This is a genomic window from Streptomyces sp. NPDC096012 (genome assembly GCF_040426375.1).
GTDB lineage: Bacteria > Actinomycetota > Actinomycetes > Streptomycetales > Streptomycetaceae > Streptomyces.
On sequence record NZ_JBEOTD010000032.1, the window covers coordinates 39372 to 52305 of the forward strand.

Here is a 12934-nt window from a genome sequence, read left to right on the forward strand (position 1 = left end):
CCCGGCGGGGCAACAGGTGCCCCGACCGGCCACCACACATCCCACCGGACGGCTACGCTCGTGGTCTGTACGTCATTCGGGCGACCTGGGGAGGTAACGGGATGACGGAGGGACGGCCGCCGGCGGCCGCCTCGGCTTCTCTGTGGGAGCGGGACGCGGAGATCGCCACCGTCGCACAGGCACTCGATGTCCTGTGCGCCGACCAGTCCTCCGCGGGCAGCCTGCTCGTCTTCCGCGGCGAAGCGGGGCTCGGCAAGACGGCACTGCTGAACGAGACGCGCCGCATCGCCGAACGCCGCGGCTGCACGGTCTGGTATGCCCGCGGCGCGGAGACCCTCAGATCCGTGCCGTTCAACGTGGTCCGGCAGCTGCTCCAGCCCGCGTTGCTGTCCCTGCTGCCCGAGGAGGCCCGAGAGTACCTCGGCGACTGGTACGACATCGCGGGTCCCGCTCTCGGTATAGCCGACCCCCAGGAGGGCAGCCCGGACCCGCAGTACGTGTGCGACGGACTCGTCGCGGCGGTACGCCGGCTCGCCCGCCGCGAGTGGCCGCTCGTGCTGCTCGTCGACGACGCGCACTGGGCCGACCAGGAGACGCTGCGCTGGCTCGCCGCGTTCGCCGAACGCCTGCAGGACCTGTCCGTGCTCGTCGTGGTGGCCCGCAGGCCCGGCGAGGTCAGCGGCGAGAGCGCCCGTCACCTCGACGCGGTGGCCGCGGCGGCGGGCCGCCCCGTCAACAACCTCAGCGCCCTCACTCCCGACGCCACCGCCGGGATCACCCGGGCCACCGTCGGCCGGCACGCCGACGACGCCTTCTGCCGCGAGGTCTGGGCGGTCACCGCCGGCAATCCCTACGACGCCGTCGAACTCCTCGCCAAGGTGCAGGACAGTGAACTGCAGCCGGTCGAGGCCCAGGCCGCGGAGCTGCGCGCGCTGAACCGCGCCGCGCGCGGTGGTGGACTGGTCGACCGGCTCAAGGGGCTCGGCCTGGAGGCCACCCGGTTCGCCTGGGCGGCCGCCATCCTCGGCACCAACATCACCGTCGACATGGTCGCCCGCCTCGCCACCATGGACGACGACGTCGCCCGGCACTGCGCCGAACGGCTGTGCAGCTCCCGCATCCTCACCGAGCCCGTCCACGCGTCCGGCGCCGAACACGAGGACGGCGAGCTGGAGTTCGTCCATCCGCTGATCGCCACCGCCGTCTACAACTCCATCCCGCCCGGCGTCTGCACCGCCATGCACGGTGTCGCCGCGCAGATCATCACCGAGCTGGGCCGCGGCGCCGCCGAGGCCGCCCGGCACCTGCTCAAGGTGCACCCGGACGACGACGAGGAACTCGTCGAGCAACTGCGCGAGGCCGCGCGTGAACACCTCGCCGTCGGCGCGCCGGACGCCGCCCGCCGCTGCCTGGAACGCGCCCTCGAAGAACCGCCCCTACCCGAGGTCCACGCACAGGTCCTGTACGAACTGGGCTGCGCCACCCTGCTGACCGCGCCCGCCGTCACCATCGACCACCTGCAGAGCGCGCTCGGCATGCCCGGCCTCGACGGCGACCACCGCGTCGACGCCGTGGTCCGGCTCTCCCAGGCACTGCTCCACAACGACCAGCTGGAGGAGGCCGTCCGCACGGTCGAGGCGGAGGCGGCCCGGCACGAGGCCGGACCGGTCCGGATGCGGTTGCAGGCCTTCCAGTACATGTGGGAGGGCATCCACGGCGAGATCGTCTCCTCGGCCCGCTCGCAGAGTCTCGCCGAACTCGCCCGCACCTGCACCGGCCGGGACAACGCCGAACGCGCCCTGCTGATCCTGCGCGGCTTCGACGCGATGACCCACGGCGAGAGCGCCGCCGAGGTCGTCGCGCTGTGCGACCGGGCCCTCGTCAACGGCCGCCTCGCGCCCGGCCTCGGCTGGACCGACCCCGAATGGGGCATGGAGCTGCTCATGATGCTGGGCAGCTCCTATGCCTACGCCGACCGGCTCGACCGTGCCGAGAGCCTCTTCGCCGAGGCCCGCCGCGTCTACACCGGCGCCGGCTGGCGCGGCGGCCACCTCTCCCTCGCCAACGCCTTCCTAGGTCTCGCCTACCGCAGGCAGGGCCGCCTGAAGGACGCCGAGACCACGCTGCGCGAGGGCCTGGCCCTCGCCGAGCGCGTCGGCCGCCGCCTGCCCCTGTACTGGTCCTCCACCTGCGGACTCGTCGACACGCTGCTGGCCCGCGGCCGGGTCGACGAGGCGTGGGCGATCGCCCGGCAGTACGGGTTCGCGCCGCCGTACCCGTCGACGATCGTGCTGCCCGACATCCGCTCCGTGCGCGGCCGGCTGCTGCTCGCCGTCGGCCGCACCGAGGAGGGCGTCAACGAGCTCGAGGCCGCCGAGAAGACCGCGGTCTCGCGCGGCGGCCACAACCCCGTCCTCGCACCCTGGTCCATCGACCTCGCCAAGGCCCTGGCCGGCCGGGACCCGGCCCGCGCCGCCCAGCTCGCCGCCGAAGCCCGCCGGCAGGCCGAGCGCTTCGGCACGGACACCGCCATCGGCGAGGCCCTGCGGTGCGCCGCCGCGCTGGAGACCGGACCGCGCGCGGTCGCCCTCCACGCCCAGGCCGTCACCTACCTGGAGGCCTCACCCTGCCAGTACGAACACGCCGCGGCCCGGGTCGGCTACGGCATCGCCGCCGGCTCGGCGGCGGAGCTGGGCCGGGGCCTGGACCTCGCCCGCGCCTGCGGAGCGGACGGCCTGGTGGCACAGGCCCAGGAGGCCCTGCAGAAGGGACGGGCACGCTAGCCCGCCCGCGGGCCCGGCGGCGGCCGGCAGTACGTCCGGTTCACCCCGGACACCCGGCCCCGGCCCGCGGCCGGGTGCGGCCGGGGCATGCCGGGCGGCCCCAGCTCCGGTCCGCGGGCCCGAGCTCCGGTCCGCGGGCCCCAGCTCCGGACCGCGGGCGAGCGTGGAGTGCTCACCGCCGACGCTCGGCCTCGCTCTTGTCACCCGTGCGGTCAGGTCACCGCCGGACCTCGCACCTGCCGCTCGTGCGGCCGGGGCACCGCCGACGCTCGGCCTCGTTCCTGCCACCCGTGAGGTCAGGTCACCTCCGACGCTCAGCCTCGCCTGCCGTCCCTGCGGCCGGGGCACCCCGCGCGCTCAGCGGGTGTTCTCGTCCTCGGGTGGTTCCTCCTCGGCCAGTACCCGCTGGGCCACGGCGAAGGCCGAGTTGGCGGCCGGCACCCCGCAGTACACGGCGGTCTGCAGCAGGACCGCGCCGATCTCCTGCGCCGACAGCCCGTTGCGCCGGGCCGCCCGCACATGCATGGCCAGTTCGTCGTAGTGGCCGTGGGCGACCAGCGCGGTCAGGGTGATCAGGCTGCGCTCGCGGCGGGAGAGCGTCGGGTCGGTCCAGATCTCCCCCCAGGCGTAGCGGGAGATGAAGTCCTGGAAGCGGGCGGTCAGCGGGGTCTGCCGGGCCTGCGCCCGGTCCACGTGGGCGTCGCCCAGCACCTGCCGGCGTACGGCCATGCCGCTCACGGGCGGCCCGTCGAGCTGGGTGCGCAGGGCGGTGAGCACGGCCCGCGGGCACTGGGCCGGCGCCAGGTGGGAGGCGCCGGGCAGTTCCACCAGCGTCGCGGACGGCACCGCGTCGGCGATCTCCCGCAGGTGTGCGGGCGGTGTCGCCGGATCCTGCCGGCCCGCCACGAGGAGGGTGGGTACGGTGATCTCGCCGAGCCGGTCGCGCAGGTCGAAGGAGGCGAGCGCGTCGCAGCAGGCGGCGTACGCCCCGGGATCGGCCTCGCGGTGGTCGCGCACCAGCCGGGGCTGGGTGAACCCGGCCGTGAACCAGCGCGCGTCGGCACTCTCCACGAGCCACTCCAGCCCTTCCCGGCGCACCCGTTCCGCCCGCTCGCGCCAGGGTGCCTCGCCGCCGAAGTGGGCCGAGGAGCACAGGACCCCCAGCGAGGAGAGGCGCTCGGGGTGGTGCACGGCCAGGTGCAGGCCGACCGCGCCGCCGAGGGAGACGCCGGCATAGGCGAACCGGTCGATGCCGAGTGTGTCGGCGAGGGCGAGCACCAGCGCGGCTAGGTCGCCGACGCTCGCCCCGGGCCCGATCAGCTCCGCCGGCGAGCCCCCGTGGCCGGGCAGGTCCCAGCGCACGACCCGGTGGGCGGCCGACAGTTCGGGCGCGATCTCGTCCCACAGGGCGAGGGAGGTGCCGAGGGAGGGGCCGAGCAGCAGCGGGGGAGCGGAAGAAGGGTCCTCGTCAAGGTGGTTCAGGAGTTTCACGTTCAAGGTCGCTCCAGTGCACGGTCGGTGAGCCGGCCGGCGAAGCCGGTGTAGCGGGCGGGGTCGGTCAGGTCCGCGAGGTCGAGGCCACGCAACTCGGGCTGGTCGGCCAGGAGTTGGTCCAGGGAGAGGTCTTCGGCGTGGGCCCGGCCGGCGAGTTCGGTGAGCAGGTCCCGGGCGCGGGCGCGACCGAGTCGGGGTGCCAGGGCGGCGGACAGCCGCTCGGAGACGATCAGGCCCCGGGTGAGGCCGAGGTTGTGGCGCATGGCCGTGGTGTTCACCCGCAGGCCCTCCGTGAGGTCGGCGGCGTCGCGGGCCGCGCCGCCGGTCACCCGGAGCAGTTCGCGCAGCGGCTCCCACTCGGCGTGCCAGGCCCCGGCCGGCCGCTCGTCCCCGGCGGCGACGGAGCCGAACAGGGTGGCCGCGAGCTGCGGCGCCCGGCGCGCGGCGGCCGCGAGGAGGGTGGAGCGCACCGGGTTGGCCTTGTGCGGCATGGCCGACGAACCACCGCCGCCGCCCTCGGTCACCTCACCGATCTCGGTGCGCGACAGCGTCAGCACGTCCTCGGCGATCTTGCCCAGCGCGCCGGCCGCGAAGGCCAGGCAGCCCGCCAGATCGGCGACCGGCGTGCGCAGCGTGTGCCAGGGCAGCGGCGGCGCGGCGAGGCCCACCTCCCGGGCGTAGGCCTCCGTCAGCGTGGTCGCGTCCTCGGCGCCGTAGGCCTGGAAGGCGGCCAGTGTGCCCGCGGCGCCGCCCAGTTGCGCGGGCAGGGTCTGGCGTACCCGGGTGATGCGGTCCCGTGCGTCGAGGACCAGGGCGCGCCAGCCGGCGGCCTTCAGGCCGAACGTCGTGGGCACGGCGTGCTGGGTGAGCGTGCGCCCCGGCATCGGTGTGTCCCGGTGGGCGGCGGCCAGCAGGGCGAGGGCGCGTTCGGCGCGGGTGAGATCGCCGAGGACCGGGTCCAGGGTGCGCGCGGCGACCAGCATGGCGGCCGTGTCCAGGATGTCCTGGCTGGTCGCGCCGCGGTGCACGTAGGCGCCGTACGGTTCGCCCACCGCCCGGGTGAGGTCGGCGACGAGCGGGATCACCGGGTTGCCGCCGGCGCGGGCGCGGTCGGCGAGGGAACGGACGTCGAAGCGGGCCGGGTCGGCCGCCCCGGTCACCGCGCCGGCGGCCTCGGCGGGCGCCAGGCCCAGCGCCGCCTGGGCGCGGGTCAGCGCGGCCTCGGCGTCGAGCATGGCCCGCAGATGGGCGGAGTCGCTCGTCGTGCTCGCGGCCGGGGCGCCGGCCCAGCCGGGTCCGAGCAGTCCGGGGCCGCCGTCGTCAGTTGTCACTGGAACTCCAGGAAGACCGTTTCGCCTTCGCCCTGAAGGCGGATGTCGAAACGGTAGATGCCGGCCGTCTCGTCGGCCGCGATCAGCGTGCCGCGCCGGTCGCCCACCCGGGTGAGGAGCGGGTCGGCGGCCAGTGCGGCCGCGTCGCCGGGCAGATAGATCCGGGTGAACAGGTGGACGAGCAGCCCGCGGGCGAAGACGCAGACGCTGAGGTACGGCGCGTTGCCGCCGCGGGCGCCGGGCCGCAGCGTACGGACGTACCAGTGGCCGTCCGCGTCGGTCTGGACGCGGCCCCAGCCGGTGAACTCCACGCCGTTGCGGCCCAGGTGGCCGCCGGTGGCGGGGTCGCGCCGCATGGACCCGTCGGTGCGGGGGACCGTGCCGTCCGGGTGCGGTCCCCACACCTCGACGAGGGCGTCCGGCAGTGCCGCGCCCTCGCCGTCGAGGACGTACCCGTGCACGGTGATGGTCTCCGGGTGGCCGAGCGGGGCGATCTCCTCGCCGCCGCGGAAGGGGAGCGCGTACCCGTAGAAGGGGCCGACCGTGTGGGACGGGGTGGGCGGCGCCTGGTCCGGGCCGCTGGTGTCTGTCTTCGCCACGGTGGTCAGCGTCCTTCTTCCATCCAGGTGCCGGCCGGGCCGTCGAGCACGATGTCCCAGCGGTAACCGAGCGAGAACTCCGGCACCGACAGACCGTGGTCGTAGGTGGCGACCAGCCGCCGCCGGGCCGCGTCGTCGGTCACCGACTGCAGGATCGGGTCGTACGGGAACAGCGGGTCGTTCGGGAAGTACATCTGCGTCACCAGCCGCTGGGTGAACGCCGCGCCGAACACGGAGAAGTGGATGTGGGCGGGGCGCCAGGCGTTGAGGTGGTTGCGCCACGGGTAGGGGCCGGGCTGGACGGTGGTGAAGTGGTAGCGGCCCTCGGCGTCGGTGAGGGTGCGGCCCACGCCGGTGAAGTTCGGGTCGAGCGGCGCGTCGTGCTGCTCGCGCCGGTGGGCGTAGCGGCCGGCGGAGTTGGCCTGCCAGATCTCGATCAGCTGGCCCCGCACCGGCCGTCCGGCACGGTCCAGCAGCCGTCCGGAGACGGTGATCCGCTCACCGACCGGCTCGCCGGTGTGCTGTTGGGTGAGGTCGTTGTCGGTCTCCGCGATGTCGCGCTCCCCGAACGCGGGGGAGTGCAGCTCGACCAGCTCCGGGTCCCTGGCGGTGTCGACGGCGACCAGGGGCTGCCCGGGATGGCGCAGCACCGAGGAGCGGTAGGGCGCGTAGTCGCGGCGCGGGTGGTGCTCCACGGGAGCGCCGTCGGCCACCCGCTTCTCGTACGCCGCGTGCTCGGCCGCGATCTCCCGGTCGATGTCCTGCTGGGTGAGGGCCATGGGGCCACCTGACGCTTCCTTGCCGTTCCCGGACCGGGACGAGGGCGAAGACGGGGACGAGGGCGAAGGCGAAGAGGGGGACGGGGTCGGGTTCACAGCAGATGCTCCGCGACGGTCAGTTCGGCGTCCGTCCGGGCGGTGACCTCGGCGGCGGTCACACCCGGCGCGGTCTCCACCAGGACGAGCCCCGTGCCGGTGACGTCCAGAACGGCCAGATCCGTGATGACCCGGTTCACGCAAGCCTTGCCCGTGAGCGGCAGCGTGCACTCCTTCAGGATCTTCGGCGTGCCGTCCTTCGCGGTGTGGGCCATCACCACGATCACCTGCCGGGCCCCGTGGACGAGGTCCATCGCCCCGCCGATGCCCGTGACGAGTTTGCCCGGCACCGCCCAGTTGGCGAGGTCGCCCCCGGCGGACACCTGCATCGCGCCGAGCACGGCCACGTCGATGTGGCCGCCGCGGATCATCGCGAAGGACAGCGCCGAGTCGAAGAAGGAGGCGCCCGGCAGAACGGTCACCGTCTCCTTGCCGGCGTTGATCAGATCGGGGTCCACCTGGTCCTCGGCCGGGTAGGGGCCCGTGCCCAGGATGCCGTTCTCCGACTCCAGGACGACCTCGACGCCCTCGGGGAGGTGGTTCGGGATCAGTGTCGGCAGCCCGATGCCGAGGTTGACGTACTGGCCGTCGCGCAGTTCGCGCGCCGCGCGGGCGGCCATCTCCTCACGTGTCCAGGCCATCAGGCGCTCACCGTCCGTCGCTCGATCCGCTTGTCCGCCGCCTGTCCGGGGGTGAGCGCCACCACCCGCTGCACGAAGACGCCCGGCAGGTGCACCGCGTCCGGGTCGATCTCGCCGGGCTCGACCAGCTCCTCCACCTCCGCGATCGCGACCCGGCCCGCCATGGCGGCCAGGGGGTTGAAGTTCCGGGCGGACCTGTTGAACACCAGGTTCCCGTGCCGGTCGCCCTTCGCGGCCCGGACCAGCGCGAAGTCGGTGCGGATGGCGCGCTCCAGTACGTACTGCCCGCCGTCGAACTCCCTGACCTCCTTGGGCGGCGAGGCCAGCGTGACGCCGCCCCGGCCGTCGTGCCGCCAGGGCAGTCCGCCCTCGGCGACCTGGGTGCCGACCCCGGCCGGGGTGTAGAAGGCCGGGATGCCGGCGCCGCCCGCGCGCAGCCGTTCGGCCAGCGTGCCCTGCGGGATCAGCTCCACCTCCAGCTCGCCGGCCAGATACTGGCGGGCGAACTCCTTGTTGGCGCCGATGTACGAACCGGTGACCCGGGCGATCCGGCCCGCGGCCAGCAGCACGGCCAGCCCGGTGTCCATCGCCCCGCAGTTGTTCGACACCACGCTCAGCCCGCCCACGCCGCTCTCGTGCAGCGCCTGGATCAGCACGTTCGGCACACCGCTGAGACCGAAACCGCCGACGGCGAGCGACGCGCCGTCCGGGACGTCGGCCACCGCCGCCGCGGCCGTGGCGACCACCTTGTCCATCTGAGAAGCCCCATCTCTGAGCAATTAGTCAGCGCACTGAGCATTTCAGTGAGGTGCCTCTCACGCTGCCACTGGAGGCGAAGACCGTCAAGGCCGGGACAGATGACGGGCACCGCTCTCAGGCGGCGGGGCCGAGCGACGAGTATCGTTCAGTACACCAACGAATCGATCAGGGGAGTGCACATGGCCGCGGTGGATCTCGCCACCCATCCCGGGCACCTCGCCCGGCGGCTCCAGCAGGCGCACTACCTGCTGTGGAACACCATGGTCTCGGAGGAGATCACCTCACCGCAGTTCGCCGTCATGAACGCGCTCGTCGCCGAGCCCGGTCTCGACCAGCGGACCGTGGGGGAGCGGGTGGGCCTGGACCGTTCGACCATCGCCGAGGTGATCAGCCGGCTCGGCCGCCGCGGGCTCCTGCACAAGGTCCGCGATCCCGAGGACGGCCGGCGCTACCTGCTCCGCCTCACCGACGACGGCCTGCGCACCCACCGCAAGCTGACCGTGCGCACCGCCCGGATGAACCAGGTGTTCCTCGCCCCGCTGTCCGCCGCCGAACAGACGGTCTTCTTCGAGCTGATCCGCCGGGTCGCGGACGCGGCCGAGGACCTGCGCCACCCGGCCGAACCGCCGGCGACCGAGAGCTGACGGCGGCCTGTCCGGCCGTACCCGGCCATCCCTGCACACAACGCAGAGGGCCCGCTCGGCGTCGAGGACTTCGCCACACGGTGCCGCTCACCGAGGCACCGCACGCCTACGAGATGTTCCAGCGCAAGCAGGACGGCGCGGTCAGGATCCTCGTGCAGCCGTGAGGGCGTGCGGCGGCAGGTGTCAGGCCGTCAGGAGTCCTTCTCGCCGAGGATCTCCGCCAGGTCGTAGCGCACCGGCTCCTCCAGCTGCGCGTAGGTGCAGCTTTCCGGGGCGCGGTCCGGGCGCCAGCGGCGGAACCGGGCCGTGTGCCGGAAACGCTGCCCGTTCTCCATGTGGTCGTAGGCCACCTCGGCGACCCGCTCCGGTCTCAGCGGCACCCAGGACAGGTCCTTCTTGCCCGACCAGCGGCTCGGCGCACCGGGCAGCCGGGCCGTCTCGTGGGCGGCCTCCTCCGACCAGGCCGCCCACGGATGGCCCGTCACGTCGTCCATCCGCAGCGGCGCCAGCTCCTCGACCAGTTCGGCCCGCCGCCGCATCGAGAAGGCGGCCGACACGCCCACGTGCTGGAGCGTGCCGTGCTCGTCGTACAGCCCGAGCAGTAGCGAGCCCACCACCGGCCCGCTCTTGTGCAGGCGGTACCCGGCCACCACGACGTCCGCCGTCCGCTCGTGCTTGATCTTGAACATGGCCCGTTCGTCCTGCCGGTACCGCAGGGTGAGCGGCTTGGCGACCACCCCGTCCAGCCCGGCGCCCTCGAAATGCTCGAACCACTGCCGCGCCACGTCGATGTCGGTCGTCGCGGGCGCCACGTGCACCGGCGGGGCCGACCGGGCCAGGGCCCGCTCCAGCAGGGCCCGCCGGTCGGTCAGCGGGACATCGACCAGGGACTGCTCGTCCAGCGCCAGTACGTCGAAGGCGACGAACGACGCCGGGTTCCGCTCGGCCAGCATCCGCACCCGGGACTGGGCCGGATGGATGCGCTCGGTCAGTGCGTCGAAGTCCAGCCGGCCCTCGCGCGCGATCACGATCTCCCCGTCGAGTACGCACCGCTCGGGCACCCGCTCCTTCAGCGCCGCGACCAGCTCGGGAAAGTACCTGGTCAACGGCTTACCGGTACGGCTGCCCAACTCGACGTCGGCCCCGTCACGGAACACGATCGAGCGGAACCCGTCCCATTTCGCCTCGTATTGCATACCCGGCGGAATCTTCGCCACCGACTTGGCGAGCATGGGCTTCACGGGCGGCATCACCGGCAGATCCATGGTCCGATTCTGCGCGCCGGCGCCCGTTGCCGCCCGGTGTGCGAGCCGTGCGGGGTGCGCCTACCGTGGCGGCATGGGCGATGCGGTGCAACTGGAGGTGGGCGGCCGGACCGTACGGCTGTCCAGCCCGGACAAGGTGTTCTTCCCGGAGCGCGGCTTCACCAAGCTGGACGTCGCCCGGTACTACGCCGCCGTCGCCCCCGGCATCCTGCGCGCCCTGCGCAACCGCCCCACCACCCTGGAGCGCTACCCGGACGGCGTCGGCGGCGAGTGGTTCTACCAGAAGCGGGCCCCCAAGGGCATGCCCGACTGGATCCCCACCGCGCACATCACCTTCCCCAGCGGGCGCAGCGCCGACGAGATGTGCCCCACCGAACCGGCCGCCGTGGTGTGGGCCGCGCAGTACGGCACGCTCACCTTCCACCCCTGGCCGGTACGCGCCACCGACGTCGACCACCCCGACGAACTGCGCATCGACCTGGACCCGCAGCCCGGCACCGACTACGACGACGCCGTCCGCGCCGCCCACGAACTGCGCGCGGTCCTGGACGAGTTCGGCGGCCTGCGTGGCTGGCCCAAGACCTCCGGCGGCCGGGGCCTGCACGTCTTCGTCCCCATCGAACCGCGCTGGACCTTCACCCAGGTGCGGCGCGCCGCGATCGCGGTCGGCCGGGAGATGGAACGCCGCATGCCGGACCACGTGACCATCAAGTGGTGGAAGGAGGAGCGCGGGCGCCGCATCTTCCTCGACTACAACCAGACGGCTCGCGACCGCACCATCGCCTCGGCCTACTCCCTGCGCCCCGGCCCGAACGCCCCCGTCTCGGCCCCCCTGCGCTGGGAAGAGGTCGGGGTGGCCCGCCCCGCCGACTTCGACCTCGCCACCATGCCGGCCCGCTTCGCCGAACTCGGCGACGTGCACGCCGACATGGACGACCACGCCTACTCGCTGGACGCGCTGCTGGAGCTGGCCCGCCGCGACGAACACGACCACGGCCTGGGCGACCTGCCGTACCCGCCGGAGTACCCGAAGATGCCGGGCGAACCGAAGCGGGTCCAGCCCAGCCGCGCGCGCCGAGGGGCGGCGTCCTAGCCGGAACGCCGTCGCGCCGAGGGTCGGTGGCCAGGTCGGCCGGAACGCCGTCGCGTCGCGGGGGAGGTCACGAGGGGCGGCGTCCTGGCCGGAACGCCGTCGCGCCGCGGGGGAGGCGACGAGGGGCGGCGTCCTGGCCGGAACGCCGTCGCACCGAGGGTCAGGTGGCGAGGGGCGAGGTGGCGCGTACGGCGGGCCGGGCTCGCGGCTATCCTGGCCCGCAGCCGCCGATGAGGAGTCCCCAAGTGACCGAGGCAGTGTCGCGCCCCACGCTGGAGGCCGTGGCCGCGCGGGCCGGCGTGTCCAGGGCCACCGTGTCACGGGTGGTCAACGGCGGGGACGGGGTGCGGGAGCCCCTGGCCGAGCGGGTCCGCCGAGCGGTGGCGGAACTGGGATACGTCCCCAACCAGGCGGCCCGCAGCCTCGTCACCAAACGGCACGACGCCGTCGCGGTCGTCATCGCCGAACCGGAGACCCGGGTCTTCACCGACCCCTTCTTCGCCCTCCAGCTGCGCGGCATCAGCAAGGAACTGACCGCCCACGACAACCAGCTCGTGCTGCTGCTCACCGAGGGCCGCGACGACCACGCGCGCGTGGCCCGGTATCTCTCCGGAGGCCACGTCGACGGGGCGCTCGTCTTCTCCCTGCACCTCGACGACCCGCTGCCCGGGCTCATTCAGGACGCCGGTGTGCCCACCGTGTTCGGCGGCCGGCCGGGCTGGGGCGACGGCACCGACGGCTCCCCGAGGGGGCACGCGGACGCCGTGTACGTCGACTGCGACAACCGGGGCGGGGCCCGTACGGCCGTACGCCACCTCGTGGACCTCGGCCGCAGGCGCATCGCTCACATCACCGGCGCCCTGGACCAGACCTCGGCGGTGGACCGGCTCGACGGCTACCGGGACGTCATGGACGGCCTGCCGGGCGGAAGTGACCCCCGGCTGGTCGTGGAGAGCGACTTCACCCCGGCCGGCGGTGAGCGCGCGATGCGCACGCTGCTCGACCGCTGCCCGGACGTGGACGGCGTGTTCGCCGCCAACGACATCACCGCGCTCGGAGCCCTGCGCGTGCTGCGCGAACGCGGCCGGCGCGTGCCCGAGGACGTGGCCGTGATCGGCTTCGACGACATGGTGCCCGTGGCGGAACAGAGCGACCCGCCGCTGACGACGGTCCGTCAGGAGATAGAGGAGATGGGCCGGCTGATGGCCCGGCTGCTGCTGCGGGGCACCCTGTCCGGCGCCCGGGGCCGGGAGGAGGCCGCACGGGACGCGGCGGGCGCACGGGGTGGACAGGGCGCACGGGGTGCGGGGGGCGAGCGGGGTGCACCGGTCACGCCGGACGCGCGCGTCGCGCCGGACGCCGGTGTGATCCTGCCGACGACGCTGATCCGCCGCGCGTCCGCATAGCCGCCGCGCGTCCGCGTAGCCGTCCCCGTCACGCGGCCTCCTGG

11 protein-coding genes are annotated in these 12934 nt (G+C 73.9%); 4 read left to right on the forward strand and 7 right to left on the reverse strand.

Going from position 1 to position 12934, the window contains the following annotated elements:
• Nucleotides 1–101: 101 nt before the first annotated feature.
• Nucleotides 102–2783, forward strand: coding sequence for an ATP-binding protein (locus tag ABVB68_RS26805; RefSeq protein ID WP_353603706.1), 2682 nt, complete (start codon nt 102–104; stop codon nt 2781–2783).
• A gap of 357 nt (nt 2784–3140) precedes the next feature.
• Here ABVB68_RS26805 and pcaDC read toward each other — a convergent pair whose 3' ends face one another.
• The 6 genes from pcaDC to ABVB68_RS26835 form a co-directional block, all read right to left on the reverse strand.
• On the reverse strand, nt 3141–4280 hold the full coding sequence (pcaDC, locus tag ABVB68_RS26810) for a bifunctional 3-oxoadipate enol-lactonase/4-carboxymuconolactone decarboxylase PcaDC (RefSeq protein WP_353603707.1): 1140 nt from the start codon (nt 4278–4280) through the stop codon (nt 3141–3143).
• The gene (gene pcaB / locus ABVB68_RS26815; protein ID WP_353603708.1) at nt 4277–5608 is read right to left on the reverse strand and encodes a 3-carboxy-cis,cis-muconate cycloisomerase; all 1332 of its coding nucleotides are present in this window, start codon (nt 5606–5608) and stop codon (nt 4277–4279) included. The genes pcaDC and pcaB overlap by 4 nt, the downstream gene beginning before the upstream one ends.
• Entirely contained in the window at nt 5605–6207 is a 603-nt protein-coding gene (pcaG, locus tag ABVB68_RS26820) for a protocatechuate 3,4-dioxygenase subunit alpha (RefSeq protein WP_353603709.1), read from the reverse strand. Before pcaG ends, pcaB begins: the two co-directional genes overlap by 4 nt.
• A 5-nt stretch (nt 6208–6212) precedes the next feature.
• The gene (gene pcaH, locus ABVB68_RS26825; protein ID WP_353603710.1) at nt 6213–6986 is read right to left on the reverse strand and encodes a protocatechuate 3,4-dioxygenase subunit beta; all 774 of its coding nucleotides are present in this window, start codon (nt 6984–6986) and stop codon (nt 6213–6215) included.
• A 92-nt stretch (nt 6987–7078) separates the two neighbouring features.
• On the reverse strand, nt 7079–7723 hold the full coding sequence (locus ABVB68_RS26830) for a CoA transferase subunit B (protein WP_353603711.1): 645 nt from the start codon (nt 7721–7723) through the stop codon (nt 7079–7081).
• On the reverse strand, nt 7723–8478 hold the full coding sequence (locus ABVB68_RS26835) for a CoA transferase subunit A (protein ID WP_353603712.1): 756 nt from the start codon (nt 8476–8478) through the stop codon (nt 7723–7725). The genes ABVB68_RS26830 and ABVB68_RS26835 overlap by 1 nt, the downstream gene beginning before the upstream one ends.
• A 183-nt stretch (nt 8479–8661) precedes the next feature.
• Between ABVB68_RS26835 and ABVB68_RS26840 the strand changes: the two genes are divergently transcribed.
• Nucleotides 8662–9126, forward strand: coding sequence for a MarR family winged helix-turn-helix transcriptional regulator (locus ABVB68_RS26840; protein ID WP_353603713.1), 465 nt, complete (start codon nt 8662–8664; stop codon nt 9124–9126).
• A gap of 191 nt (nt 9127–9317) precedes the next feature.
• Here the strand turns inward: ABVB68_RS26840 and ABVB68_RS26845 are convergent, their stop codons facing one another.
• Nucleotides 9318–10391: an ATP-dependent DNA ligase gene (locus ABVB68_RS26845; RefSeq protein WP_353603714.1), complete on the reverse strand. Its 1074-nt coding sequence runs from the start codon at nt 10389–10391 to the stop codon at nt 9318–9320.
• 73 nt (nt 10392–10464) lie between these two features.
• Here ABVB68_RS26845 and ligD point away from each other — a divergent pair, with 73 nt between their 5' ends.
• Nucleotides 10465–11484 carry a non-homologous end-joining DNA ligase gene (gene ligD / locus ABVB68_RS26850; RefSeq protein ID WP_353603715.1) on the forward strand — a complete coding sequence of 340 codons (1020 nt, stop codon included), beginning with the start codon at nt 10465–10467 and terminating at the stop codon, nt 11482–11484.
• 245 nt (nt 11485–11729) lie between these two features.
• A complete protein-coding gene (locus ABVB68_RS26855; RefSeq protein WP_353603716.1) occupies nt 11730–12890 on the forward strand; it encodes a LacI family DNA-binding transcriptional regulator in 1161 nt (386 codons plus the stop codon).
• The last annotated feature ends 44 nt before the right edge of the window (nt 12891–12934 follow it).